A 26,073-nucleotide genomic window follows, 5' to 3' on the forward strand; every position below is an offset into this window, starting at 1 on the left:
TCAATCGCATTGAATAAGTTCTTTTTATTTGGTAGAATGGAAGGAACGATATAACAACAAAAACGAAAGGATAACAGATGATTGTCAAATCAAAAAAGATTAAAGCCAGTTTTATTGCGATTGTAACTGTTGTTCTTTTTTTTGCGCTGAGCTGGTATTATGTTACTCTGATCGATAACGCCTTAAAGGCGCAGACCTTTTTATATCTTTCCGAAGTTGGCACCCGGGGGGCGGCCCTGGTTGAGAGCAAGGTCGATAATGAGTTGGAAAATCTGGAGACCACCGCCCGACTGATCGAAGCCCATGGCGACTATGATCAAAATGCCATGCTGAAGCTGATCACGCTGCAGGCGACAAAAGGACACTATAAACGGATGGGGATTGCGTTGCCGGATGGTACATCACTGACAACCGATGGTTTGTCAGTAAATGTGGCAGAACGGGATTATTTTAAGGAAGCCATCAATGGCAAAGCAACTGTTTCTGATACCATCAACGATTACACCGATGACAAGCCCATCAATGTTTATGCCGTCCCGATTTACCGGGGCACCGAGGTGGTGGGACTGGTACTGGCTTCGGTCAACACCGAAGATTTAAAAAAATATCTGGAAGTGGAAAGCTTTGCGGGTCAGGGGTATTCTTATATTGTCAAGGCCAATGGCGATGCAGTGGTCACCTCGACGCATGTCAATAGCCCCGGCGACTTTGAGAATGTGCTGGAGCGCATGCAAAAAGCCGAGCTGCGGGATGGCGACACTTTCGAGACCATTGCAGCCAACATGGCCGCCGGTAAAAGTGGCAGTTTTACCAGCTTTTATGGGGGAATGGAGCGGCATACCATCTATAAACCGTTGGCTATCAATGACTGGTATATGATGACTGTGGTACCAACCCAGGTGGTCAGCACCCAAACCCAGCAGATCAGCTGGTATTCCTTTTCGCTGATTGTTGCGGCGCTGCTGGCGATGACTTTGTTGTTTGTGATCATTCTGATTTTTCAATACCGCTCCAAGCGACGGCTAGAGCGGGTTGCCTATGTCGACGAGATTACCGGCGGTAACAACTGGCAAAAATTCAAACAGGAAGCTACGGAAATTCTGGAATCAAAAAACTGCAATCAATGTGCCTTGTTAACCTTTGACATTGACCGCTTCCGTTTTATTAATGAAGAGTATGGCCATGAAAAGGGCGATCAGGTGTTGCGACTGGTGGTTGGGATTCTTAAAAAGCGGATGGCCAAGCAGGAAACCTATGCCCGGGTCTCGGGCGATCATTTTGCGATTCTTTGCGTCTGTGACGATCAGGATAAAATAATCCGGCGGATTAAAGAATTTATCCAGATTTTAAATGACAGGCGAGAGACTATCGGGATTAAGGAAAAGCTGTCCTGTCATTTTGGTATTTATATCATTGAAGATAAAACCGGGAATCTGGAAAAAATCCGAGAAAAGGCCAACATGGCCCGGATTGCTGCCAAGACGGCGGAGAACCAGCGTTGGTTTTTCTATTCCGATGCTTTCCGGAAAAAAATTGGCGATGAAAAAGAAATTATCGATCAAATGGAAGATGCCCTGGAAAACCAGGAGTTTGAAATGTATCTGCAGCCCAAGTACAATCTCCACACCAACCGCTATTGTGGTTGTGAAGCCCTGGTACGCTGGCGAAACCCCCACAAAGGGCTGATCTCACCCGGGGAGTTTATTCCCATTTTTGAACAAACCGGGTTTATTAAAAAGCTGGATATGTTTATGCTGGAAGAAGTATGTCGCATTCTGAAACGCTGGGAAACAGACGGTTATCCGGAAATTTCCATTTCTGTTAATCTTTCCCGTAAGAATCTTAAACAGAGCGATTTTGTTGAACGGGTTTTAAACATTACCAATCAGTATCGGATCAAGCGGAGCAATCTGGAAATCGAGCTGACCGAATCCAGCATTTTTGAAAATGTTGATCGGATGATTGAGATCGGCGAAGCTTTTCGTCTTTACGGTTTTAAAATGGCCATGGATGATTTTGGCTCCGGTTACTCCTCCATCAATCTGCTGGGTAATTTACCCCTGGATGTCATTAAAATGGATCAGGGTTTTTTCAACAGTCATCTCAAGCGGGAGCAGAATCTGATTGTGGTGGAGTCTGTCATTAAGATGATAAAAAAACTGGGGATGACGGTGGTGGCCGAAGGGATTGAAACCGAAGCCGAGGTCGATCTGCTGCGGTCTTTGGGCTGCGATATTATCCAGGGCTATTATTTTGGCAAGCCGATGACGGTTTTTGAATTTGAAGAACAGATTTTTTAAAATGCCAGAAGGTATTGGAAAAGGAAGATAATGGAAACTAAGAACATTCGTATTGGTGATATCTTAATTAACGCCGGCTTTATCCGAGAAGAACAGCTTCAGGAAGCCCTGGCCTACCAGAAGGTCGATAAAAGCAAGCGACTGGGAGCGATCCTGGTTGAATATGGTTATGTCACCGAGGATCAGCTGCTGACGGCTCTGTCCAAACGGCTGAATGTGCTGGTGTTGGACTTGCAGGATACCCCCATCGATCTGGAAGCTGCCGCAAAAATCCCCCAGAATATTGCCTTTAAATATACCCTGATTCCGATTGGTGAAGAAAACAACCACCTGGTGGTGGCCATGAATGACCCCCTCGATTTTTATGCCATTGAGGACCTGCGGCTGATTACCAATATGAACATCGATGTGGTGCTGGCCACCCGGGAAGTGATTCTCGAGACCATCCGCAAAACCTATACCGAAATTGAAGCCAAAAAAGCTGCCAAAGCCGCCAATAAAACCGTCGAGGGCAGCAGTTTGTCATTTGTTGAGGATATTCTCACCAATGAGGGCGATGCCCCGATTGTCAATCTGGTCAATTCGGTGCTGTTAAAAGGCCATAACGCCGGGGCCAGTGATATTCATATCGAGCCCTTTGAAAAAGAAACCATTATCCGGTTGCGGATCGATGGCCTGATTGTCGACTACCTGACCCTGGCCAATAACCTCCACCAGTCCCTGATTGCCCGGATCAAAATCCTCTCCAATCTGGATATTGCCGAGCGGCGGGTGCCCCAGGATGGGCACTTCCGGATCCGTATTGATGGGGTTGAAATGAATGTCCGTAGCTCCAGTATTCCTACCGTCTACGGTGAAAAAATGGTCATGCGGTTTTTGAGTATGAACGTCCCCCTGGATCATGCCGGTCAATTCGGGATGAACGATGGGGATTATCAGAAAATCCTCCAGATGCTGCAAAGCCCCCATGGGGTGGTCTATATTACCGGCCCCACCGGTAGTGGCAAAACCACCACCCTTTATATGATTTTGGAAATGCTCAGTCAGCGAAATGTCAATATTGCCACCATCGAAGATCCGGTGGAACGAAACCTGCCCAAGATCAATCAGACCCAGGTCAATATTTTGGCCGGGCTGACCTTTGATGTGGGACTCCGCTCGATCCTGCGGCAGGACCCTGACATTATCATGGTCGGCGAAACCCGGGACACCGAAACCGCCTCGATTGCCGTCCGTTCGGCCATTACCGGTCATCTGGTGCTGTCCACCCTCCATACCAACGACGCCGTGTCGGCGGTAGTTCGGCTCCAGGACATGGGCGTCGAACCCTATCTGGTGGCCAACTCCCTGACCGGGGTGGTAGCCCAACGACTGGTCAAGAAAATCTGTCCCAACTGCCGCGAAGCCTACGTCGCCTCAGAGTTTGAAAGAGAACTGCTGGGAGAACCCCGGCTGACCACCCTCTACCGGGGTCGGGGCTGTCATATCTGCAACAATACCGGCTACAAGGGCCGAACCGCCATCCATGAAATTCTGGCGATTGATAAAACCATCCGCAATCTGATTTCCCGGAAAGAACCGATTGAGGATATTTATAACTATGTGGAACAAACCGGGAAGCTGATTCCGCTTAGAAAAAGTGTTGCCAATCTGACCATCCAGGGGATCACTTCGATGGAAGAATTTCTTAAATTATCATACTATGTGGAATAGGGAGGAGCCTGAGAATGCGTTTTTTAGATCTGGTCAACTATGGCCGCCGCAACGATTGTTCAGACATTCATTTATCCCGGGACCTGCCCCCGGTTTTTAGAAAAAACGGCAAGCTCTATCAAAGTGATTTTGAGCACAACCCGCAGATTATTGAACAGCTGATTTTTAGCATCCTGACCCCGGCGGAGCGCAAAAAGCTGGAAGATGGAAGTGACCTGGATTTTTGCCATGTTACCCCGGAAGGGCTGCGGCAGCGGGTCAATATCTATAAACAGCAGGGCAGCTATGCCGCCGCTATCCGCCTCCTTAACGATACCATCCCCAGCTTTGAGGAACTCAAGCTGCCACCGATTATCCGCAAGCTGGCATCGGAGCCCCGGGGCCTGATTTTAATTACTGGGCCCACTGGTAGCGGGAAATCCACCACTCTGGCTTCGATGATTGACTATATCAATGTCAACCGGGCGGTCCATATCTTAACCATTGAAGACCCGGTGGAGTATAAGCATGCCCATAAGCACAGCATTGTTCATCAGCGGGAAATCGGGGTCGATGCCAGCTCCTTTGCCGCCGCTTTGCGCTCGTCCCTGCGGGAAGACCCGGATGTTATTCTGGTGGGCGAAATGCGGGACTACGAAACGGTATCGGCCGCCGTCACCGCAGCCGAAACCGGCCATCTGGTGCTGTCGACCCTGCATACCATCGGCGCTGCCAATACCATCGACCGGATCATTGACGTCTTTCCCCCCCACAGCCAGCAGCAGATCCGCACCCAGCTGTCCAGCATTTTAAAAGGGGTCGTCACCCAGCAGCTGGTGCCCCTGGCCGATGGCGAGGGCCGGATGGCCGCTCTGGAGGTGCTGATCGGTACCGATGCAGTGCTTAATTTGATCCGTGAAAATAAAACCCACCAGCTGGCCTCGGTGATGCAAACCGGTGGCCGGGATGGGATGAAAACCCTCAATGCCGATTTGGCGATGCTGGTCCGCGACCAGAAAATAAGCTACGAAGTCGGCCTGGAGTGGGCCAGTGACAAGCAGGAGTTTAATCAGTATTTTGGGCGGTAGCCTGTTATTAAAATAACGTCAATTATAATTTGTAGGGGCGGTTCGTAACCGCCCGGACGCAGTGGATTCTTAAAACGAACCCAATCCCCAGCACTAACCCGTAGGGGCGGTCCGTGACCGCCCACAACACGGTTGAAAATTCAGAACCTGTTCATAAAATGAACAAGTTAAAAACACTTGGCTGAAAAACCACCTTATCCCATTAAAAATTTGTAAAAAGATTAACTTGACTTTTAATTGAAAAAGAATTACCCTAAGAGAGCGAAGAGCAAATCAGATGAAAGTCTGTGACGCAAAGCTTCAGGGTCTACGTTATGGTGGCGGTTTATACGCCAGATAATAGGACAGCCAGCTGCCACACATAGGGGTGGCTTTTTTTGTGCAAAAAAATTGAATGTTAGTATACGACATCAAGATAAACAAGCCATAATTATTATCGAAATGAGGGAGATTAATGAAGTGGTTTAAGCAACAGATCAGCGGCAAAAAAGGGTTTACCCTGGTGGAAATTATTGTGGTGCTGGTGGTGCTGGCGGTTCTGGCGGCTTTTACCATCCCAACGATGCTGAGATTTGTGGCGGATGCCAAAGGAAAAGCTTATATAGCTGAAGCGAGGGAAGTCTATGTGGCAGCCCAGGCCGTGGCGACGGAGTACAGTGCGACAACAGAGTTGAGCGATGGGGCGCCAACAAGTGGAGATTTAGTGGAATGGGAAGGCTTGAGCAACAGTTTAAGCTCATATACAATTCAGGAACGGCGCCAGTGGAAGCCGGGTGAAGACGAGTACGAGCTGTCTAGAGTTAGGGCTAGCCGCCAGATGGATAATTATCTGGGAGCGGATATTACAATTTCGAAATTTAATGTTATTAAAAATAAAACAACGACTCCAACTAAAACAGAAGTAATACCGGAGCAGTCGGCCTGGCGGGTAACGGTGGGATTGGACGAATCAACTGGAAAGACTGCAAAGGTAACAAAGGTCGTTTATTTTAAAAATGGCTACCGAATAACCATTGAAAAAAATAATGCACTGGTTGAAAAATATAACTATTAAATAGAATAAGCTACGATCAATTGAAATAGATCTAGTCAGTGTTCATAAGTCTGAGTGGTTTGGTAAAATCAGTATTGTTTATTATTTTGGATTGATATTATTGAGTATGAGTAAGGAAAAGAGGGGCGTATGAATGAGAAAAACAAAAGAGTGAGATTAGAAAAAGGCTTTACCCTGGTAGAGATCATTGTGGTACTGGTAGTGCTGGCGGTCCTTGCGGCTTTTACGATTCCGACGATGCTGGGCTTTGTTGAGGATGCTAAAGCAAAAGCGTATATTGCCGAAGCCAGAGAAGTGTATGTGGCAGCCCAGGCCGTGGCGACAGAATATATTGGAACTGGTCAAAACCTAGAGACGGGAAGCGATAATCCTGCTGATGCCTTGAACTCGTACTGGGTATCTGGTGCTAATAATAGTAGTAGTAACCCTAATAAAGCAGCAAGTTTGCAAATGAGAAAATACCTCAGTAATGATTTGAAAATCTCTAACGGTAATTACCGAAGTACTTATCAAAAAGGGGACTCCTACTGGTTCGTTATAATGGATAAGACACCCGGTAAGGAAGGTGCGGTAAAACAAGTGTACTATGTAAAAAATGATCACGTCATTTGGTATAGTGATGCAACGATTACGGTAGAAAAACTTATCAAAGAGGGCAATTTGCGGCCGAATGTCCCCTGGAATAAGAAAGATGGAGTGCCAACTCGTGTTTATTAATCACAAAGAAAGAAGCTTTATTGTATTTTAAAGGGGGAGTGATGGAATATATTAAAAAGAGAGTAAAACTACAGAAAGGTTTTACCCTGGTAGAAATTATCGTGGTATTAGTGGTGCTTGCTATTTTAGCCGCCTTTACCATTCCAACCATGTTGGGATTTGTGGCAGATGCCAAAGGTAAAGCCTATATTGCCGAAGCGAGAGAAGTCTATGTAGCAGCTCAGGCTGTGGCAACCGAGTATAGCGGAACAACGGATATGACGGATGGTAGTAACAATACTGGAACGGGTGGTGGAGATCCGTGGTCAAATGGTTTGGCCGTCAGTCTCAGTTCAGGCGAAGTTCAATATCGCTACAAGACTTTTCATCCAGGTGACAAGTTGTATGGAACATCCCAAGTCAACGCCAGCCATCAAATGTACCGGTATTTGAGTGCAGATCTGCCTTGGCTGGACGGAGTATATAATCAGAAGTCAATTTCCCAGATTAATTTGTTTAAGTATCAGGATGCCACGCCAGCTGGTCATCGCGCAGCATGGAGAGTAACAGTCGGTCCGGGGGATGATAATATAGATGGTACGGGCGCAAATAAGGATCAAAGAACCGCTAGGGTAACAAAGGTTGTCTATCTGAGAGATGGTTATCAAGTAACGATTGAAGGTAATAATGCTAGCGTTGTAAAAAAGTATGAGGTTGATATGACTAAGAGGGAGACGGACGACTTTGGTAATTCTATAGTAAAAGTCCCATAAGCTGATAAAAAAGAGTAAACTGATAAAACAGCAAGGATATACGTGAATAAAGATGTTTAGCCATCTAAGAATTTTTACCCCATGCGCACCATGGGCTGGGAGGTTCTCTGCCTATGTTAAAACGGTGTGGTTTGTTGAAAAACTTGTAACATTCTTGTAAAGTTTTAACTTGACTTTTAATCGGCTTTAAAATATGATTAAATTACAAACAGATAAAAGAGTAAAGGCAAAACGGATGAAAGTCCGGGACGCAAAGCTAAAGGGTCTAAGTCAGATGATAATCAATGCATCATGATACGACAGCCAGTTGCCACACGGTACCGTGTGGCTTTTTTTGACAAAAAAAGCCAGTACAATTCATTATTAAGATGAAATAATGGGTATTAAGATAAAATTAGAATGTTTTAATAATGACTTTCGTTTATAAATCATCTTTAGGCGCAGATGATCATATAGAGCAAAAATACAAAAAATAAGGAGTGACGCAAATGGAATTAATTAACAGAATGCGTAAAAACAGAAAAGGGTTTACCCTGGTAGAAATTATTGTAGTATTGGTGATCCTGGCGATTCTGGCAGCTTTTACGATTCCAACGATGTTGGGGTTTGTCAATGATGCAAAGGGAAAATCGTATATTGCTGAAGCAAGAGAAGTATATGTAGCAGCCCAATCGACTGCAACAGAATTCAGCGCTAAAAATCAAACAAGTGATGGCGATTTATCGACAGCTTTAGATTCAACAAAAGTTAAAGCTCAGGCAGCTGCCCCGGCCACAACGGATACTGATTATAAAAGTAAAATAGTGAGTTATCAAATGAATAAGTACATAGGTACAGATCTCACAATTTCGGCTAATGCTACACCAACTGCGGGAACTGAAGAATCAGCATGGACTGTAATTGTTGGAGATCCCACAGATGATACTAGTAAGGCAAAGACAACAGCGAAAGTAACAAAACTTGTTTATTTAAAAGGTGGTTATGAAGTAACCATTACTGGTGGGAACGCTACTGTTGTTAAAAAGTAGACAAGCTCTGCCCTATGCGCCATAGGGCATTCTCTCCCTATCCAAGGCGCAAACCCGTCATTGGGTTTGCGCAGGATAGGGTATTTTTTATTTTAAAATAACCAGGATTACGGCATTCCAGTAAGGCAGTGGGCGATCCAGCAGGGCAACGATCGTTGCTTATTTAGATCTGTGGTTATGATTAAACGAATTTAAATCCAATAATTTAAGTCAATCCAATTAATTTTATGATAGAATGATTCCGCCTGCATTTTAGTGCAGAAGATAGTTTGCCACAATCGGTTAATCATTTTGAGAGGTAATCCTTGCGTCCAATTAAAGACTATGAGTTTGCGTCCGCAGACCCTGAGCCAATCGGGTTTAGCCGGGGGTTTGTGCTGACGGTGGTGCTGATCCTCCTGGTGGTCATGCTGATTATTGCCGGCCTGGTCACCATTTTTCGTCAGACTACCAACGCCGCCAATGCCAAGCTGGTTTATCTGGCCGCCCGGGCCCGGGCCATTGAATTTCAGGCCGGGGGTCATTATCGGGTACCGGTTCAAGCCGATCTGACTGATCTGATTGGCGCCGAAATCAATCAGGAGGCCAAGATCCAGGTGGTTGACGAAAACCGGGATGCCACCATTGATTATATTATCTATAGCCGGAATGGTTGGGCAACCCGGTATTCTCCGGGTGAGACCAGTGCCGTCAAGCTAAACGAATAAAACGACCTTTTGAGTGGTCATTTCCAGGGAAGGGCTTGGTATGCTTGTATTTGTTAATAGTATCCTTTATTTATATATCTTTGTCATCGGTATTGTGGTGGGCAGTTTTCTCAATGTCGTCATCTATCGGGTGCCCCAGGAAATATCGGTAGCCAAAGGCCGTTCGTTTTGTCCCCATTGCCAGGCACTGATCAAGGGGTATCATAATATTCCAGTCTTTAGTTATCTGTGGCTGCGGGGCAAATGTGCCGATTGTGGTGGGCCCATCGCCCTCCGCTATCCCCTGGTTGAACTGTTTACCGGGCTGCTGGCAGTATTGATTTTTGCAGTCTATGGGTTTTCCTTTGCGTGGCTGGTGGTTTTTGTGGCCGGGGCGATTTTAATCTGCATCACGATGATTGATTTTGATACGATGACGATTCCCAACGGTCTGGTCATCGCCCTGATGGTTCCGGCTCTGGCCAGCTTTTTCATTTTCCCTGAAGTCGGACTGCTGTCCCGAGTGATTGGCATCGTTGTGATCAGCCTGCCGATGCTGGTGCTGACGCTGTTTGTTCCCGATGCTTTTGGTGGCGGTGACATTAAACTGATGGCCGTGGCTGGCTTTATGCTGGGCTGGGGCAACACCTTGCTGGCAGCCTTTATCGGCATTTTGCTGGGTGGTGCGGTGGCAGTGGTATTGCTGGTAAAAAAAACAGCGGATAAACATATGGCCTTTGGCCCCTATTTGTGCATCGGGATCATGACAGCATTATTGTTTGGTGATATAATAATACGATGGTATCTTAGCCTGTTCGGGCTATGATATTTCAGGATGAAATTAAAAGTTGCGAACAAGATTTGCTTTGATGTCAGTTTCACAAACAATTTTGTAACGTGTAGGCGAACAGTCGATAGACTGTACGTCGTACAGTGTAAAAATTGTTTCGTGCAAACTGGCAGCGAAGCTCGTGGCAGTTGATTATTCAACATCAATTACGGAGGCCCTATGCCGGTTTATAAATACACAGCTAAAAATTTACAGTCTCAGCTCATCAAGGGCACCATGGAGGCCACATCTCCGGAGCTGGTGCGGCGCACCCTGCGTCAGAATAATGAATTTGCACTGCATATTCAGGAGATTCAGGAGCACAATAAGATCTATAAATTAAAACCGATGGAAATATCGGACTTCTCCCGGCAGATTGCCAGTATGCTGGGATCGGGGATTACCATGATCCGGGCCATCAAGATTATGGAAGAGCGGGATATTAAACCGGCGATTAAAAAGGTTTATGGGGTCCTCTATCAGGAAATTCAGCGGGGAAATACTCTGTCCTATGCCATGGAAGCAACCGGTGGCTCGTTTCCGGAGCTTTTGATCAATATGTATAAATCCGGCGAGGCCAGTGGTCAGATGGAGGGCACCGCCCGGAAAATGGCCGATCATTATGAGAAGGAGCACAAGCTCCGGGGCAAAATCAAAAGTGCCATGACCTACCCGATCATTCTCTTTGTGATTACGATAATGGTGGTAGTGTTGATCTTTACCCTGATCTTGCCGCAGTTTTTTACCCTCTTTGAGGGCATTGAATTGCCGGCGATTACCCAGCTGATGATTAATATCAGCAATTCCATGACGACCTACTGGTATATCTATCTGATCGGATTATTGATTTTGATTGTACTGGGGGGCTTTTTAGTGACCGTTCCCCAGGTCAAAAAAGCGCTGGATCAGTTTAAACTAAAAATTCCCAAGATTGGCAAGCTGATGAAGATTATTTATACGGCCCGCTTTGCCAGAACCCTAAGCTCTCTGTATTCCAGCGGTCTGGCGATGATTAACGCCCTGACCATCAGCGGCGCCACTATTGGCAACAGCTATTTACAGTCCCAGTTTCCCCAGGCCATTGAACAGGTGCGCAACGGTGAGCCACTGTCGGCTTCAATCCAGACCATTGAGGGCTTTGATGCCAAGCTGGTATCGACCATTTATATCGGCGAAGAGTCCGGGAACCTGGATGACATGCTGGAATCCGTGGCGGATTCGTTTGACTATGAGGCCGAAATGGCGACCACCCGGCTGGTCACCTTTATTGAGCCGATAATGATTATTATTATGGCCTCAATTGTCGGCGCCATCATTTTATCGGTCATGCTTCCAATTATGACCTTGTACCAAAATATCGGATAGGAAGGCTTTATATGCAGACACTGGTCTATTTTTCAAACGATGGCATTCAGGTCCTCCAGGGGACAATTAAAAAGGGCCGTCTTAATATATCCAATTATAAAATCCTGCCAGTGGAGGCCGGTGGGCTGATTAATGGGGTTATCACCAATGAAGAGGTGGTGAAAGAAACCATTACCGCAGCACTAAAAGAAAATCCGCGTTTGTTTAAAAATATGAAACTGGTTATCGACAGCAGCCTGATTGCCACTAAAAATGTTGAGGTGCCCAAGCTCAAACCAAAGGAACTGGCTGCCGTAGCGACCACCGAGTTTGAAGATACGGCCGGTAATTATGATGAGCTGGTGGTGGATTATACCCGGATTCCCGGTATGTCGGGAAATAATCTGTTTTGCTGCGGGGTTGAAAAGCGGGTGCTGGATTCCTATGTCACCTTGTTTGCCAGCCTGAAGATACAGATAAAGAGCATTGATGTCGGCCTCAACAGCCTGATTCAATATGTGACGGCCACTAAAGACTTCAAAAAAATGACCTTTGCCCTAAATATTCTGGACGGGAAAAACCTGGTTTCGCTCCTCTTTGAAAATGGTATTTATATTTTTTCCAACCGGTCGCGGTTACTTTCGGAGCGGGGCACCGATGCCTTTGCCGATGAGCTGTCCGGGAAGCTGTCATCCCTGATTCAGTTTAACAAATCCCAGAAATCAGAACATACCCTGAATATGAGCCTTTATGCTGGGTTGGATGAGTTTGAACTGAGCAGGCTCCGGGAGTTGAATTTCGATCCCGAGCTCAATCTGTTCATTATTCCCCAGACCCCGAACATAAAGAGTGGCTTTGTGATCGATGAATCCTTTGATTTTGGGTCTTTTATCTATCCCATTGCCGGATTTTTTGACGGCCTAAAGCCCCTTAATCTGTTTACGGCGTTCAAAAAAAGCAATGTGAAAAAAAAGGAATTACCCTTTGAATACAAGGTCTTAATCCTTCCGGCGGCCATGATCCTGATCAGCCTGGTTGTATTTGGGGTCTTCTTTGGCTTGAAATACAGTGCCCAGAAAAGTTTGGAAGCATCCAATGCCTATATCAGCGATGCCAACAATCAGGCGGAGTATCTGCAGGCTACGGAACTGGCAGAGGAGGTTAGTGGGATTCAGTCAGAAATTTCAAATGTGGAAGCCATCACTGCGGCAATCAGCAGTAACCCCAATCTGGGGGCTCAGACCATGACTACCCTTTCAACCATGGGCAATGGAGTGATTGCCTTGAGTTCTCTGGATTACGATGGCAGCACCGGGGCAATCCAGATCGTGGCCATCGCCAATAACGAAAAGGAAGCGGCCCGCTATATTGAGCGATTAAAAAGCACTGGCTATTTTACCGAGGTGGAATATACAGGCTATGCGGAAATCTCATCACAGACAAGTACAACCACCCCGACAACGACGACATCAACGACATCAACGTCCAGTGGATTTGGGTTTGTGGCGGTTGCCTATCTTAAGGCAGGTGGTAGCCAATGAAAAAGTTGACGCAAAGAGAAAAGTTGCTCATCTATATTTTGGGCTGCTTTCTGATTGGTTTTTTCAGTCTCTATTTTGTAATGTTACCAAGCTATAGCAGTTATCAGGTGGTTCGTGATCAGGCGACGGAGGCCCGCTTTACTCAGGAGTCGATGGTGATGGCCATTGATAGTATTCCATCCACCATGCAGGCCCGGGATGACGCCACCACCAATCTGGCCAGTCTAAAGGGGCCGTTCCAGCCGAAGCTGACCAATGAGGGATTGGATAAGTTGTTGACTCAATTATGTCTGGACTATAGTTTATCGCCCAAGGTTTTGGCGATCGAAAGTAATGCGTTGGCTGGGGTGGAGACATTTACCGCCTACATACCAGACCAACAGGCGTCGGCATCAGTGGGCACGGAAAGTACAACCACCGATTCAATATCAACAGAAGATATAACCGCTGCTGCAAAAGAGGTGGTTAGTAGTAGTAACGAAACAACTGAAACAACAAGCTCTGAAAGTACGGATTCGGAAGCCAGTGGGGATGGAGCTGAAACCTGGACCGGGGTGGTGAGTATGGAGCTCGCCGGCACGCAAACAAACTTTTATCGCTTGCTGGATGCCGTAGCTGCCCGGCCGGATATGGTGATTACAGCGTTTGCCATTGCCCCGGAAGCGACAACAACGGCGGGAACAACAGCCACCACAGTGCCACAATTAAATGGCGGTAATATTAGTATTAGCGTAACATTTACGGTATATATGATGGAAAAGTAAACAGTCATTAAAAGCAGGTATTGTTGATGGTATTAAGATCGGCTGGCACAATGTCAGTAACACAAAGGCTTTTTGAAATATAAACCATATGAATTGGGTGGAGGGCTACCGTGAGTATTAGAATCATTGAAAAACTAAAGAATCAACAAGGCAGTTCATTGGCGTTTGTTCTGATTATCGGTATGATTATCATGATTATGGTGGCCTCGCTGCTGGCCGTGGCCAACAGTGATTTTACCTTTACCCAGGAAACAGTGGAGAGCCGTCAGGCCTATATTGATGCCAAGTCGGTGATTGAGTATGGGAAGATTGAGATTAATGAGCGGATGAAGTGGCTGGACACGGAGAATAAAATCCTTAATGAGTACTATCAAACCAGAGCGGCTATTCTTCAGCAGAAAAACCCTGATACAACAGCCATCGACAATCAAATCCGAGTTAAAATTGATTATATAAAAAGTAATATGAAAATTTCATATTATATTGGCGGCAGTAGTGAAGCAGTATCGACAACGCTTAGCAAAATTGATCCGGATGATGTCAATGCTTTGGGTATTCTTACCGTAACTTCTGTGAATGAGCCTGAATTTGGGGAAGACTTTACGGAAACCATTTTTGCTTATAATATAGATACCCAGAATTTGCGGCGGGAACTGGATTACAAGGTAGATATTTCGCTTGCAATGATAAACGGGGGTACCGTAATTGTAACGCCAACTGAACCGATAAAACCGGTTGATAACACTGGTGATTGGTTGCAGACTACAATTAATGCTAAATACAACCCTGATGCTAATATCCAGTGTGAAATTCAGTCTCAGGGGGAACAAAAAAATATATACGATTCAGTACAAAAAACCTTAACGCTCAATAAACCGGAACTGAATTTGGATATCGGAAAAAACAATAAAAAGTTTGAATGGATTGAGTGGAATACTTTGAAATTGACGGCTGCAAATATTGCTGTTTCCACACCAATGCCAACAGATCATGTGTATGGTGGAATATTTTTTATGACTGCTCAGGCAAGTGATGGATCCTATGGTGACATTATATTTAAAGATAATTACAACCAAGCAAATGGTGACAATAAAACAAATACACTTCGAGCAAAAAATGTTATCTATAAGGGTGACTTAACGATTGAAGATTATAACACCCTTGATATTTATTGTGAAAATTTGTATGTAACTGGAAAAATTATTATGAATTCGCCAAAAGGAACAAATGCGAATTTCTATGTCCATGGATTAACAGGTTCAGACAGCAAAGCGAAGAATATCTATGTTGGTGGCAGTATCGAAGTCGGTAATCTATCAAAAATTTCGTGGAATGCCGAAAACATCTGGGTGAAAGGTAATATTTTAACTCGGTCTACTCAGGCTAGCCTGGAATTCAAAGGTTTTAATTATCTTGAAACTGGCGATGTTAGCTTAAATGACCGTACGCAATTATTGGTAACAGGATCAAATCCAGAAACCAGCCAGATGAAGTCAAAATCAATCACGAATGCGGTAAGTGCTTATTGCGAATTGACTATTAATATTTCAAATCTTTGGTTATTTAGCTGCGATGATTTAGCAATAAACGGGTATTCAAAGATGTCACTAACGTCAAATGTTGTAAAAATTAATAAGAATTTGACGCTATATGAAAAGGTGAGGAGTTTTGAAGTGAAAACGCAATACTTTGACTGTGCAGGTATGACAAGTATCACTAACATCGAAAATGATTTGCATATTACCCGGATCAATGATCTTAAACCACTTAATGTCCGTTTTGCGGGGGGGTATAAAGAAATTAGCACTGCTGGTCCAACACAGAGTCTTTTTATTGGAGAAGGAAGTAAACCAGCAACCATGGTAGTTTTTGGAAAACCTACGAATGATAGCGTTGAAGGGTCTATTTCGATGACTGGTTGGTTCAAGGCAGGGCCTCAGGTCTGGGCGGAAAGTATTTATTTTGATAGCAATAGAATTAATGTCGATGAGAGGGTTAATTTCATTTATTATGGAAACCAGTCAGGGCAAAAGACGAACCTTCATATCAGATCAAAAATTGATTATCGCAGTGTTTCGGCAGGAAGTTATTTGGGGGTAAGTGGCTTATATCCAGCGGGTTTAACAGATCCTAAACCTTACTCAGCACCCGATTTTAAAAGCGCACCTACTTCGACTGGAGGAACGATCCCCGGCAGCGAACCTGGAAATGGCAACAGTAGTCCAGGCGGTGGAGACACGCAAACAGATACCGATAGGATCAAAGAAATCTATTATTGAGGAGGGCAGCGTGAAAAAAACAATAAATGATCAGCGCGGGATCACTTTAATTGAAACCGTTGCGGCCACTGCGATTATGGCAATCATATTAGTGACAATTGTCGGTGCGTTGTTTTATGGTCAGAAGATGATCGTTTTTACAGATGCAAAAAATAATGAAGCAGCCCAGGCGCAAGAATTAGTCGATAGTATTATGACATCTCTGTCAAAAGGAATCATCCCAACTGATACGTTGTTGGGGGCAACAAATGTTGTAGAAAATGCAGGAGAAAAATTTGTTTATGATGGATCAAAACCTAAACAGTATTATTATACCGAAACAACTTTGAATGGCGAGGCGGGTTATACTATTAATGTGCGGGTTTACTATAATAATGGTGATTCTCACGTGGATTTAAAGGCCTTTGCTAAAAAATTTAAAACGGGTGATATAATATGAAAGATCTGAGGAAGAATCTTGATAAAAATGGTTTTTCATTGGTAGAGTTAATAGTTACACTAGTTATTGTTGTTATTCTGACGACAACGGTGATCTCAGTTTTTCTCATGTCCCAGAAAATCTATACCCGAGGTGGTGATATTTCCTATAAACAGAAAAGTATCACCAATATTGAAACTGATCTCCAAAATGCCTTGGCTACGGCGACAGGTATTACGGTTACCAGTACACAGCCGACATCAGCTGCAGTTTATGGGATTGGCTTTAACAACCAGGGCCAGTGTGTGGAGGTTATTGACGGTGTTCCCTATCAAACCGACCAGATCACAGCAATTAGCTTTGATGTTAGCAATAGCAATACTATGAATTACGAAATTGTCCCAAAGCAAGAGATGTCGGTTTTAAAAGGTGGTATCGTCATGAACAATATGAAAAGCGCAACTCTGAACACCCAACTCAATGGGGACGATAAGAAAGGCTTTCTGGTGATTACGCTGGTTAATTAAGGGTGATCTTCAACAGTCAGATGCCGTCTAATTTATTATATTCAGAGCGATAGGAAAAAAGAGGTGTGTGATGAATAATAAAAAGGGCTTTACCTTAACCGAAATGATTGTTGTTCTGGTCATTCTGGCGGTTTTGGCAGCTTTTGCCATCCCGACTATGTTGGGTTATATATCCAGTTCCCAAGAAAAATTATGTGATATTACCCGTCTTGATATGGTGCGTTTATATAAAACTTCACTGATCGGGAAAGAAGCCAGCGCGAGTAAATCAGGATTTGAGTTGTTTGCGGGAGATAACTGGGGTTCTCTTTCACAATGCCCGGCAGGTGGGGAGTATACTTATAACGCTAGTTTAGGTGCGGACGGAAAAATTATTGCAGAAATTTTGTGCAGTAAGCATGGATCGGCACATGTATTGACGGCCGATGACGTCACAATGGGAACTGATAGTCCGTGGTGGAAGCAGCATATAGTGGGATATACAGGATCAGCGACTGACATTATTGTCCCTGGTACCTATGATGGTGTCACCATCATAGGTATCTATCAAGGAGCATTCAAAGGCAAGAGCTTATCAGCAGTATCATTTGACAATGATAGTCAAATAACACGGATCCATAGAGAAGCATTTATGAATAACAACTTAACTGAGATAGAGTTTCTGGATAGTATAAATCACATTGATGGGAAAGCGTTTTACAATAATAGCATAACAAAGATCACTATAGGTTCGGGAGTAGTGTTGGAGGAAAAGGTGTTTGCAGACAATGAGGAGTTTAAAACCGCCTATACGACGGCAGGTAGTAGTGCCGGTACGTATGTGTATTCAGATGGGGAATGGACAAAACAAACATAAGTTTACGCGTGCCACTAACTTACAAACTTATGATCATCATTGACAACCGGAGGACCTTATTGCCATCGGGTTTGGGACTTGATTGAAAAAATTGATGATGCCAGAGATATCTGCTATAATAAAACCGTATGAAATAGAGAAAATGAATGCAGTGAGGCTGATTAAATGAAAATCGAATCCATAAAAATCAAAAACTACAAAGTATTACGAGACGTTGAAATCAAGGAGATCCCCAGCATGGCGGTTTTTCTCGGGGTGAATGGTTCGGGTAAATCAACCTTGTTTGATGTATTTGGTTTTCTAAATGATGCCTTGATGACGAATATCAGAGCAGCACTGGCGAAACGCGGCGGTTTTTATGAGGTGATTTCCCGGGGCGAAAAGGGTGATATCGAATTTGAAATAAAGTTTCGACCTTCGGCAGAGGAACCACTAATTACCTATGAACTCGTTGTGAGTTTGGATGAAAAAAAGAACCCGATCATAAAAAAAGAGGTGCTGCGGTTCAGACGCGGTCAAGTGGGTTCCCCTTGGAAAGTTCTGGATTTTGCTTATGGCGAAGGAACAGCAGCAGTAGGCGAATTAAATACTTATGATGATGTTAAAAATGCCAGCCGAAAAGAACAAAAACTGGATTCCCCAGATATCTTGGCGATCAAGGGATTGGGACAGTTTAAGGAATTTGTGGCAGTATCGCAGTTGCGACGTTTGATTGAGGATTGGTATGTATCGGATTTTCAAATTGAGGATGCACGGATACCCCGGGATGCTGGTTACAGTGAACAATTATCAAGAACGGGAGACAATCTGGCGCTTGTAGCGAAATATTTGTATGAAAACTATTATAGCGTTTTTGAGAACATTCTGGAAACAATGAAAGCGAGAATACCGGGAATCACAAACGTAGAGGCTCAGGAAACAACGGATGGGCGAATTGTTTTACGCTTTCAGGATGGGAATTTCAAAGATCCATTTATTTCCCGTTACATGTCTGATGGAACGATTAAGATGTTCACCTATTTAATTCTTTTGAATGATCCATCACATCATGCGCTGTTATGCGTCGAGGAACCGGAAAACCAACTTTACCCACAACTCTTGAGTGAACTGGCTGAGGAGTTCAGATTGTATTCTGTCAATGAAGGTCAGGTTTTTATATCCACCCACTCACCGGATTTCTTAGATGCAGTTGAACTTGATGAACTTTATTGTCTGGTTAAAAATAATGGCTTCACGGAGATAAAAAAGGCATCAAACAATGATTTGATCAAGTCATTGTTTGAAAGTGGTGATTTTCTTGGTGATATATGGCGTCAAGGCTTGCTGGAGAAAGTCATATGATGTTGGTGTTTTTACTGGAAGAAAAATCGATGGCTGAGCTTTTGGAAATACTGCTTCCTAAAATACTTCCTCCAGAAGTTGGTTTTATTACGATTCCTCATCGAGGAAAAAGTGATTTGCAGAAATCAATACCGAATAAACTAAAGGGATGGAATGATCCATCAGCAAAATTTGTAATTGTACATGATCAGGATAGTTGGGATTGTATAGAATTAAAAAAACATATAAGAGGCTTATGTCAGGGCTCAAAAGATGATGTTTTAATAAGGATTGCCTGTCATGAGATGGAAGCTTGGTATTTTGGTGATTTGACAGCTGTGTCAAAAGCTTATGGTAAAAATGTGAATAAGCTAGCGACTAAAAATAAATACAGAAATCCTGACGCAATCGGAAATCCTAAGGATGAGCTGAGAAAGTTGTTTCAGGAACATCAGCAAATTTCAGGTGCCAGAAAAATCGGTGAATTTATGGATATAGAAAGAAATATCTCTCCAAGTTTCAGGTGTTTTGTGAATGGCATTAGACAGATCTTAAGCAGTTGAAGAACGAAGAATAGATTTAAAATTTCTTGCAAAGCATAAAATTAAGGAGAAAATATGAAAAAAGTAGAGTTTTACGAACCAGCTGGCTGTGCCAGCGGCATTTGTGACCCGATGATCGAGGCCGATCTGCTTCGTATTGAGCATATGGTAAAGGATTTAAGAGAACGGGGTGTTTCGGTAACCCGCTACAATGTGATGGATGATATGCCGTCCTTTATGGAAAGCTTTATTGTCAAAGAAGCCATTGCCACCAAGGGGATTGAGTGTCTGCCGTTGACCATTGTTGATGGAAAAATCGAAATGATGGGAAAATACCCCACTGATTTTGCTCTGGCAAAATGGGCGGGATTGCCCTGGAGCGATCTTGAAATTTATGCGGAACGGGAAAAGCGGGGAAAAACTGTGTTTTTGGGCTTTGGTGAGGAAGTGAAAGGGAACGACTGCGATGATAGCGATTGTAGCGGCGATTGTGATAGTTGTGGCTGATTGGTAAAATAATTCGTAAAAAAAAATGAAATGCGAGAGCATTTCTTTTTTTTGCCAAAAATTACCACAAGAATTTATTATCGCAATTGTATATTTATTAACAAGGAGAATATTAGCAAAGGATTTCGGTGAAAACGTGGAAAAATAAGGCAAAAACCGGAATTGGCCTGCAAATATTTATATTGAAAAAGTTTGTATTTTACCCTAATAAAGTGGTAGAATAATATGCAATGTGAAAAGAAGGAGAATTTAGTATGCAATTTGACCGAAAGCTGCAGCTTGCAACGGACTTATACCAATTTACCATGGGAAATGTATACGTTCAGGATGGTAAGGAAAAAGAAGAAGCAGTCTTTGACGTTTTTATTAGAAACAACCCATTTGCCGGGGGTTACACCGTTGTAGCCGGATTAGAGCAGGTGATTGAATACATCAAAGGCATTCGGTTTACCAGTGAAGATACGGCATTACTGAAAAAGAATCATCCTGAATTTTCACCCGCTTTTTTAACTTATCTGGAGAACTTTAAATTCGAAGGGGAAATTTTTGCCATTCCGGAAGGGAGCATCATTTTTCCGATGGAGCCGATTATTCGGGTCAAAGCGCCGCTAATCCAAGCTCAGATAGTGGAAACGACGATTCTGAGCATTGTTAATCATCAGACCCTGATTGCCACCAAGGCTGCCCGGATCATTGAAGAAGCCCGGGGCGATGTGGTAATGGAGTTTGGGTTACGCCGAGCCCACGGAACCGAAGCCGGTTTTTATGGCGCCCGGGCCGCCGTTATTGGTGGCTGTGCCGGAACCAGTGTGGTGGAAACCGAAGCAATGCTTAATCGGCCAGCGATGGGAACCATGAGCCACAGTTTTATTCTCAGCTACGACACCGAGCTGGAAGCATTTGAAAAATATGTTAAATATAATCCCGATAATGCCACCCTGTTGGTGGATACCTACAATACCCTGGAAAAGGGCGTGCCCAACGCCATCAAGGTTTTTAAAAAAGCCCTGGCTGAAGGGGCGATTACTGGTCGCTATGGAATTCGGATCGATTCCGGGGATTTGGCATATTTCAGTATTGAAGCCCGAAAAATGCTCGATGAAGCCGGACTTCACGATGCCGGGATTGTGGCTTCATCAGATCTGGATGAACATCTGATCAAAGATTTAAAAAGCCAGGGGGCAAAAATCAATTCTTGGGGTGTTGGCACCAAGTTGATTACCGCCTATGATTGTCCAGCTTTGGGTGGTGTGTATAAACTGTCGGTGATTTCCGGCAAAGCAAAACTGAAGGTTTCCAACGATCCCGAAAAGATCACCAATCCCGGATACAAAAAAATCTATCGTATCTATGGGAAGAGTAATGGGATGGCCCTGGCGGATCTGATTACCCTGGAAGATGAAACCATCAATGAAGATGAACCACTGACTATTTTTCATCCGGTGCATACCTGGAAAAAACGAATCATCAATGATTATTATATCCGGGAACTGCTGGTGCCGGTTTTTATCAATGGAAACTGTGTTTATCAATCGCCGACGATTGCAGAGATTCAACAGCACTTAAAAGATGAAAAAAATAGTTTATGGCCAGCGTTTAAGCGGATGGTCAATCCCCATGTTTATCATGTCGATTTATCTGAAAAGCTTTGGGCGCTGAAACAAAAGCTGTTAAGTGAGGCTGAATAAAATTTAATTTGTGATGATGACTTAAGAAAAATGGATACAATCATGAAAACAAAAATAATAAATATAGAAGTGCTTGATGAGTCGACTTTAGCGGACTTGGAAGCGGTCGCCAGTCTAATCAGAGCTGGGGGCACAGTGGTATTTCCCACCGAAACAGTTTATGGCCTGGGTGCCGATGCATTAAATCCCCAGGCGATTAAAAAGATCTTTGCGGCCAAGGGCAGGCCGGATGATAATCCGTTGATTGTTCATATCGCCAGCCTGGATGAGGTGAAGCCATTGGTTGCCAATATTCCAGCAAAGGCGGAAACACTGATGAAGGTGTTTTGGCCAGGTCCTTTGACAATTATTATGGAAAAAGCGGTCACCGTTCCAACCGAGGTAACCGGTGGATTGAATACGGTGGGGGTTCGCTTTCCGGATCATCCGATTGCCCAAGCCTTTATCAAAATGGCTGGCTGCCCGATTGCTGCACCCAGTGCCAATCGTTCAGGTCGCCCCAGTCCAACCCAGGGAAAGCATGTCCTGGAAGATCTGGATGGTCGGGTTGATGGCATGATTCTATCTGCAGATACGGAGCTGGGTTTGGAATCCACGGTGATTGATATGACAGTGGAGCCGCCAGTAGTGTTGCGGCCAGGGGATATTACTCTGGCAGAACTACGAGAAATTTTAGGTGAGGTGGCGGTTTCTGCCAATGTAACCGAAAATGTGGTGCCGGAAAAGATTTCATCCCCAGGGATGAAATACACCCACTATTCACCCAAGGGTGAACTGGTTGTGGTTAAGGGAAGTCCGGAAGAAATCCGGGACAAGATTAACCGGGCGCTTTCGCATCACAAAGGAAAGGCGATGACCATTGGGGTGCTGGCCAGCGATGAAACCATGGGCTTTTATCGGGAAGGCCTGATTATTTCCCTGGGCAGCCGAAATGATCCCAAAGAGATGGCCAAGAACCTTTTTTCACGTCTTCGTACCTTTGATGAATTGGGTGTTGAAAAAATATTTGCCGAAGATATTCCCTTGAACAATGAAACATTGGCATTAATTAATCGGCTGTATAAGGCGGCTGGCTATGCCTTTATATAAATAGGAAGGAAAATAAGAATGAAACTTGCAATTGGATCAGATCATGGGGGACTGGCATTAAAAGCGGTCATTAAACCATTTTTAATCGAACAGGGACACGAGGTGGTTGATTTCGGAACCGAAACAGCCGATTCTTGTGACTACCCCATTTACGGGCAACGGGTTGGCGAAGCGGTCAGCTTTGGAGACTGTGATCGGGGTATCGCAATTTGCGGAACAGGTCTGGGGATCTCCATGGCGGTTAACAAGGTGCCAGGTATCCGGGGTGCTTTGTGTACCAATGAGTTTATGGCTGAAATGTCAAGAGAACACAATGACGCCAACGTCCTGGTGTTGGGAGCCCGAGTTTTGGGCGAGGGTCTGGCATTGCGGATTGTCAAAGTCTGGCTGGAAACGGAGTTTGGCGGAGACCGTCATCAACGACGGATCGATGGAATTACAGCCATCGAAAAAAAATATTCAAAATAACAAAAAAATAGATTTGCTGTATATACAAGTCTATAAAATTGTGATATTATATGTAAAAGATTTCACGAAAAAGGATAAATATTAGTTTTTTTCTTTTAGTTTGTAGATTAATTAACAAATGAGATGGCAAAAAATAACAGGAATATAGCGAAATATTACTGCAAAGGTTTGGAGTGTTGAATGAAGCGGGAAAAAGAGAAACCGTATAAATACCTGGCGATGATCTCACAGATTGGGATATCAGTCCTTGTCCCGGTCGGCATTATGATTTTTATCGGCAAGGTTCTGGATTTCTATTTTCATACTGGCAACATGGTGGTGATTATTTTAGCGGTGCTGGGAGTCATGGCTGGTTTGCGAAACATGTATGTAATCCCCCTGCGGATGAGCGAAAAGGCTCAGAAAATAGCTGAGGAAAATGAGACGGATGAAGAACGGGCCGCCAGAAAAAAGCGTGCCCAAGACTATCGGGATCAGATAAAGAAGGAAGATGCAAACGATGAAAACGATACAGAGTTTTAACAAATTATCTTTAGAAACACGAATAATGATTGAAAGCGGATTGGTCAGTCTTGGTTTGATGCTGTTTAGTTTTCTCACCAAAGATCCCCTGGCATTTGCCCTGGGTGTTCTCTTTGGTGGCGCTTACAGTATTCTCAATTTTCGACTCATGCAATTAACTTTTGACAAGGCAATGAAAATGCCATCGGCGAGGGCTCAAAAATATGTTCAGACCAGATATTTTTTGAGATACCTGATAACCGGTGTTGTTATATATGTGGCAATTATTAATCCCTGGGTAAACATCATTGGTGTGCTGCTCGGGTTGGTTGCCGTAAAAATTTCAGTTTTAATCAATACAACAGTATCAAAAAAAAACGTCTTGATCAATGAGGCGTAAAAATCCAAAAACACAATAGACGTTTTAAATTTTAAAACGTCTGGACAATGAGGTGAAAAAACAATGGAAGGCCCAAAAATTTACGGGTATATCTACGGATTCCCAATCACACAAACACTTGTGAACACCTGGATAATCATGGTGATGATTCTGGTTGTGTGTGCTATTTTGACAAAAAATATGCAAAAGCGTCCAGGAAAAGCCCAAGTCATTGCTGAAACCATTGTCACGGTTATGGATGGTTTAGTCGGCCAAACGATGGGAAAAGATAAGATGAGATTTGCTCCTTGGATGCTTGCTCTAATTATGTTTCTTGCGTTTTCGAACACGTCTGGAATCTATGGTCTGAGATCTCCGACAGCCGATTTAAACTGTACAGTTGGCCTGGCTTTGATGACATTTTTTATGACCCAGTACAATGGTTTAAAATCAAAAGGACTGGGAGGCTACCTCAAGGGTTTCCTTGAGCCAATGCCGTTCTTGCTGCCAATTAATATAATTGGTGAATTTGCCAACCCGGTGTCCCTGTCTTTCCGTCTTTTCGGAAACTTGCTGGGGGGCGGGATTATCATGGCGCTACTGTATTCAGCGTTAGCAGGACTTATGTTCTTCCCGATCGTAATTCCTGTACCATTCCATTTCTATTTTGATATCTTCTCAGGATTATTGCAAAGCTTTATCTTTACAATGCTATCCATGGTGTTTATTTCTGGGGCTATGGATTAATGGGAGAGAAAGGGAGGAAACGGTATGATTGGTGATGCGAATATTGTAGATTTTTTATTGCAGTTTCTCGGCCAGTTTGATGGCATTGATGTGATCAAAGCATTTTCAGCCATTGGCGCAGGGACTGCCATGATTGCTGGGGTAGGACCTGGTATTGGCCAGGGATTTGCCGCCGGTAAAGGTGCAGAAGCAGTGGGAATTCGGCCCGATTCCCAAAGTGATATTATTCGAACAATGCTACTTGGTGCAGCAGTTGCTGAAACCACAGGTATTTATGGGCTCATCGTCGCATTGATTCTGCTCTTTGCGAATCCCTTTATGGGTTAATCGTCGTACTGATTTTAATCACTACGAATCCCTTTTAGAAGGGAAGGAAATTTTTAGGAGGAACGTTTAATTATGGAAGGTTTAGATTTTATTAAAGCGTGTTCAGCCATTGGTGCTGGTATTGCGATGATCGCTGGGGTAGGACCTGGTATTGGTCAGGGATTTGCCGCTGGTAAAGGTGCTGAAGCGGTTGGTCGTCAGCCAGAAGCACAAAGTGACATCGTCAGAACCATGCTTCTTGGTGCAGCGGTTGCTGAAACCACTGGTATTTATGGGTTGATTGTTGCATTGATCTTATTATTTGCAAACCCATTTCTTGGTTAATTAAAAATAATTTTAAATTTCGGTTGAAATTAGGAGGAAGAAACACAAATGGAAGGTTTAGATTTTATTAAAGCATGCTCAGCTATTGGTGCCGGTATTGCGATGATCGCTGGGGTAGGACCTGGTATTGGTCAGGGTTTTGCCGCTGGTAAAGGTGCTGAAGCGGTTGGTCGTCAGCCGGAAGCACAAAGTGACATCGTTAGAACCATGCTTTTAGGTGCAGCGGTTGCTGAAACCACTGGTATCTACGGTTTGATTGTTGCACTGATTTTACTTTTTGCCAATCCTTTTCTTGGTTAATAGGTG

At 44.0% G+C, this 26,073-nt stretch carries 28 protein-coding genes and 2 riboswitches; all 28 genes read left to right on the top strand.

The window, feature by feature from the left end:
• The first annotated feature begins 77 nt into the window (after positions 1 to 77).
• The 28 genes from B3F51_RS02850 to atpE (B3F51_RS02985) all read left to right on the top strand — a co-directional run bounded on the left by B3F51_RS02850 (position 78) and on the right by atpE (B3F51_RS02985) (position 26,067).
• Positions 78 to 2,300, top strand: coding sequence for a bifunctional diguanylate cyclase/phosphodiesterase (locus tag B3F51_RS02850; RefSeq protein WP_286945355.1), 2,223 nt, complete (start codon positions 78 to 80; stop codon positions 2,298 to 2,300).
• A 30-nt stretch (positions 2,301 to 2,330) separates the two neighbouring features.
• A complete protein-coding gene (locus B3F51_RS02855) occupies positions 2,331 to 4,013 on the top strand; it encodes a GspE/PulE family protein (RefSeq protein WP_286945358.1) in 1,683 nt (560 codons plus the stop codon).
• Positions 4,014 to 4,027: 14 nt separating this feature from the next.
• Positions 4,028 to 5,080: a type IV pilus twitching motility protein PilT gene (locus B3F51_RS02860; RefSeq protein ID WP_286945359.1), complete on the top strand. Its 1,053-nt coding sequence runs from the start codon at positions 4,028 to 4,030 to the stop codon at positions 5,078 to 5,080.
• A 257-nt stretch (positions 5,081 to 5,337) separates the two neighbouring features.
• Positions 5,338 to 5,440: riboswitch (cyclic di-GMP riboswitch) on the top strand.
• 94 nt (positions 5,441 to 5,534) lie between these two features.
• The gene (locus tag B3F51_RS02865; protein ID WP_286945362.1) at positions 5,535 to 6,134 is read left to right on the top strand and encodes a prepilin-type N-terminal cleavage/methylation domain-containing protein; all 600 of its coding nucleotides are present in this window, start codon (positions 5,535 to 5,537) and stop codon (positions 6,132 to 6,134) included.
• 129 nt (positions 6,135 to 6,263) lie between these two features.
• The gene (locus B3F51_RS02870; protein ID WP_286945364.1) at positions 6,264 to 6,851 is read left to right on the top strand and encodes a prepilin-type N-terminal cleavage/methylation domain-containing protein; all 588 of its coding nucleotides are present in this window, start codon (positions 6,264 to 6,266) and stop codon (positions 6,849 to 6,851) included.
• A 41-nt stretch (positions 6,852 to 6,892) separates the two neighbouring features.
• Positions 6,893 to 7,603 carry a prepilin-type N-terminal cleavage/methylation domain-containing protein gene (locus B3F51_RS02875; protein WP_286945365.1) on the top strand — a complete coding sequence of 237 codons (711 nt, stop codon included), beginning with the start codon at positions 6,893 to 6,895 and terminating at the stop codon, positions 7,601 to 7,603.
• A gap of 215 nt (positions 7,604 to 7,818) precedes the next feature.
• Positions 7,819 to 7,918: riboswitch (cyclic di-GMP riboswitch) on the top strand.
• A 173-nt stretch (positions 7,919 to 8,091) separates the two neighbouring features.
• Complete coding sequence (locus B3F51_RS02880; protein WP_286945367.1) at positions 8,092 to 8,631, top strand: type II secretion system protein; 540 nt, start codon at positions 8,092 to 8,094, stop codon at positions 8,629 to 8,631.
• A 305-nt stretch (positions 8,632 to 8,936) separates the two neighbouring features.
• Positions 8,937 to 9,338 (top strand): hypothetical protein, encoded by a 402-nt coding sequence (locus tag B3F51_RS02885; protein ID WP_286945369.1) that lies wholly within the window; start codon positions 8,937 to 8,939, stop codon positions 9,336 to 9,338.
• Between the two features lie 40 nt (positions 9,339 to 9,378).
• Positions 9,379 to 10,143 carry a prepilin peptidase gene (locus B3F51_RS02890; protein ID WP_286945371.1) on the top strand — a complete coding sequence of 255 codons (765 nt, stop codon included), beginning with the start codon at positions 9,379 to 9,381 and terminating at the stop codon, positions 10,141 to 10,143.
• Between the two features lie 183 nt (positions 10,144 to 10,326).
• Positions 10,327 to 11,511, top strand: coding sequence for a type II secretion system F family protein (locus tag B3F51_RS02895; protein WP_286945373.1), 1,185 nt, complete (start codon positions 10,327 to 10,329; stop codon positions 11,509 to 11,511).
• Between the two features lie 11 nt (positions 11,512 to 11,522).
• Entirely contained in the window at positions 11,523 to 13,031 is a 1,509-nt protein-coding gene (gene pilM / locus B3F51_RS02900) for a type IV pilus biogenesis protein PilM (RefSeq protein ID WP_286945375.1), read from the top strand.
• The gene (locus B3F51_RS02905; protein WP_286945377.1) at positions 13,028 to 13,795 is read left to right on the top strand and encodes a hypothetical protein; all 768 of its coding nucleotides are present in this window, start codon (positions 13,028 to 13,030) and stop codon (positions 13,793 to 13,795) included. Before pilM ends, B3F51_RS02905 begins: the two co-directional genes overlap by 4 nt.
• Before the next feature lie 110 nt (positions 13,796 to 13,905).
• Positions 13,906 to 16,074 (top strand): hypothetical protein, encoded by a 2,169-nt coding sequence (locus B3F51_RS02910; protein WP_286945379.1) that lies wholly within the window; start codon positions 13,906 to 13,908, stop codon positions 16,072 to 16,074.
• Positions 16,075 to 16,084: 10 nt separating this feature from the next.
• Complete coding sequence (locus B3F51_RS02915; protein ID WP_286945381.1) at positions 16,085 to 16,513, top strand: PulJ/GspJ family protein; 429 nt, start codon at positions 16,085 to 16,087, stop codon at positions 16,511 to 16,513.
• The gene (locus tag B3F51_RS02920; RefSeq protein WP_286945383.1) at positions 16,510 to 17,019 is read left to right on the top strand and encodes a PilW family protein; all 510 of its coding nucleotides are present in this window, start codon (positions 16,510 to 16,512) and stop codon (positions 17,017 to 17,019) included. Before B3F51_RS02915 ends, B3F51_RS02920 begins: the two co-directional genes overlap by 4 nt.
• A gap of 70 nt (positions 17,020 to 17,089) precedes the next feature.
• Entirely contained in the window at positions 17,090 to 17,875 is a 786-nt protein-coding gene (locus B3F51_RS02925) for a leucine-rich repeat protein (RefSeq protein ID WP_286945384.1), read from the top strand.
• A 165-nt stretch (positions 17,876 to 18,040) separates the two neighbouring features.
• The gene (locus B3F51_RS02930) at positions 18,041 to 19,216 is read left to right on the top strand and encodes an AAA family ATPase (protein ID WP_286945386.1); all 1,176 of its coding nucleotides are present in this window, start codon (positions 18,041 to 18,043) and stop codon (positions 19,214 to 19,216) included.
• Positions 19,213 to 19,758 carry a DUF4276 family protein gene (locus B3F51_RS02935; protein ID WP_286945388.1) on the top strand — a complete coding sequence of 182 codons (546 nt, stop codon included), beginning with the start codon at positions 19,213 to 19,215 and terminating at the stop codon, positions 19,756 to 19,758. The genes B3F51_RS02930 and B3F51_RS02935 overlap by 4 nt, the downstream gene beginning before the upstream one ends.
• A gap of 54 nt (positions 19,759 to 19,812) precedes the next feature.
• The gene (locus B3F51_RS02940; RefSeq protein WP_070371635.1) at positions 19,813 to 20,244 is read left to right on the top strand and encodes an arsenic metallochaperone ArsD family protein; all 432 of its coding nucleotides are present in this window, start codon (positions 19,813 to 19,815) and stop codon (positions 20,242 to 20,244) included.
• Positions 20,245 to 20,498: 254 nt separating this feature from the next.
• A complete protein-coding gene (locus B3F51_RS02945) occupies positions 20,499 to 21,932 on the top strand; it encodes a nicotinate phosphoribosyltransferase (RefSeq protein ID WP_286945390.1) in 1,434 nt (477 codons plus the stop codon).
• 42 nt (positions 21,933 to 21,974) lie between these two features.
• Entirely contained in the window at positions 21,975 to 23,021 is a 1,047-nt protein-coding gene (locus B3F51_RS02950) for an L-threonylcarbamoyladenylate synthase (protein WP_286945391.1), read from the top strand.
• 18 nt (positions 23,022 to 23,039) lie between these two features.
• Positions 23,040 to 23,489: a ribose 5-phosphate isomerase B gene (gene rpiB / locus B3F51_RS02955; protein WP_228877819.1), complete on the top strand. Its 450-nt coding sequence runs from the start codon at positions 23,040 to 23,042 to the stop codon at positions 23,487 to 23,489.
• Positions 23,490 to 23,669: 180 nt separating this feature from the next.
• Complete coding sequence (locus B3F51_RS02960) at positions 23,670 to 24,011, top strand: AtpZ/AtpI family protein (protein ID WP_228877817.1); 342 nt, start codon at positions 23,670 to 23,672, stop codon at positions 24,009 to 24,011.
• Entirely contained in the window at positions 23,989 to 24,390 is a 402-nt protein-coding gene (locus tag B3F51_RS02965) for an ATP synthase subunit I (RefSeq protein WP_228877816.1), read from the top strand. Before B3F51_RS02960 ends, B3F51_RS02965 begins: the two co-directional genes overlap by 23 nt.
• A gap of 63 nt (positions 24,391 to 24,453) precedes the next feature.
• The gene (gene atpB, locus B3F51_RS02970; protein WP_286945395.1) at positions 24,454 to 25,116 is read left to right on the top strand and encodes a F0F1 ATP synthase subunit A; all 663 of its coding nucleotides are present in this window, start codon (positions 24,454 to 24,456) and stop codon (positions 25,114 to 25,116) included.
• 24 nt (positions 25,117 to 25,140) lie between these two features.
• Positions 25,141 to 25,443 (top strand): ATP synthase F0 subunit C, encoded by a 303-nt coding sequence (gene atpE / locus B3F51_RS02975; RefSeq protein WP_026393411.1) that lies wholly within the window; start codon positions 25,141 to 25,143, stop codon positions 25,441 to 25,443.
• Between the two features lie 72 nt (positions 25,444 to 25,515).
• Positions 25,516 to 25,767 carry an ATP synthase F0 subunit C gene (gene atpE / locus B3F51_RS02980; RefSeq protein WP_026393412.1) on the top strand — a complete coding sequence of 84 codons (252 nt, stop codon included), beginning with the start codon at positions 25,516 to 25,518 and terminating at the stop codon, positions 25,765 to 25,767.
• A 48-nt stretch (positions 25,768 to 25,815) separates the two neighbouring features.
• The gene (gene atpE, locus B3F51_RS02985; protein WP_026393412.1) at positions 25,816 to 26,067 is read left to right on the top strand and encodes an ATP synthase F0 subunit C; all 252 of its coding nucleotides are present in this window, start codon (positions 25,816 to 25,818) and stop codon (positions 26,065 to 26,067) included.
• Positions 26,068 to 26,073: the final 6 nt, after the last annotated feature.

It is taken from the genome of Acetobacterium sp. UBA5834, assembly GCF_002435675.1.
GTDB lineage: Bacteria > Bacillota > Clostridia > Eubacteriales > Eubacteriaceae > Acetobacterium > Acetobacterium wieringae.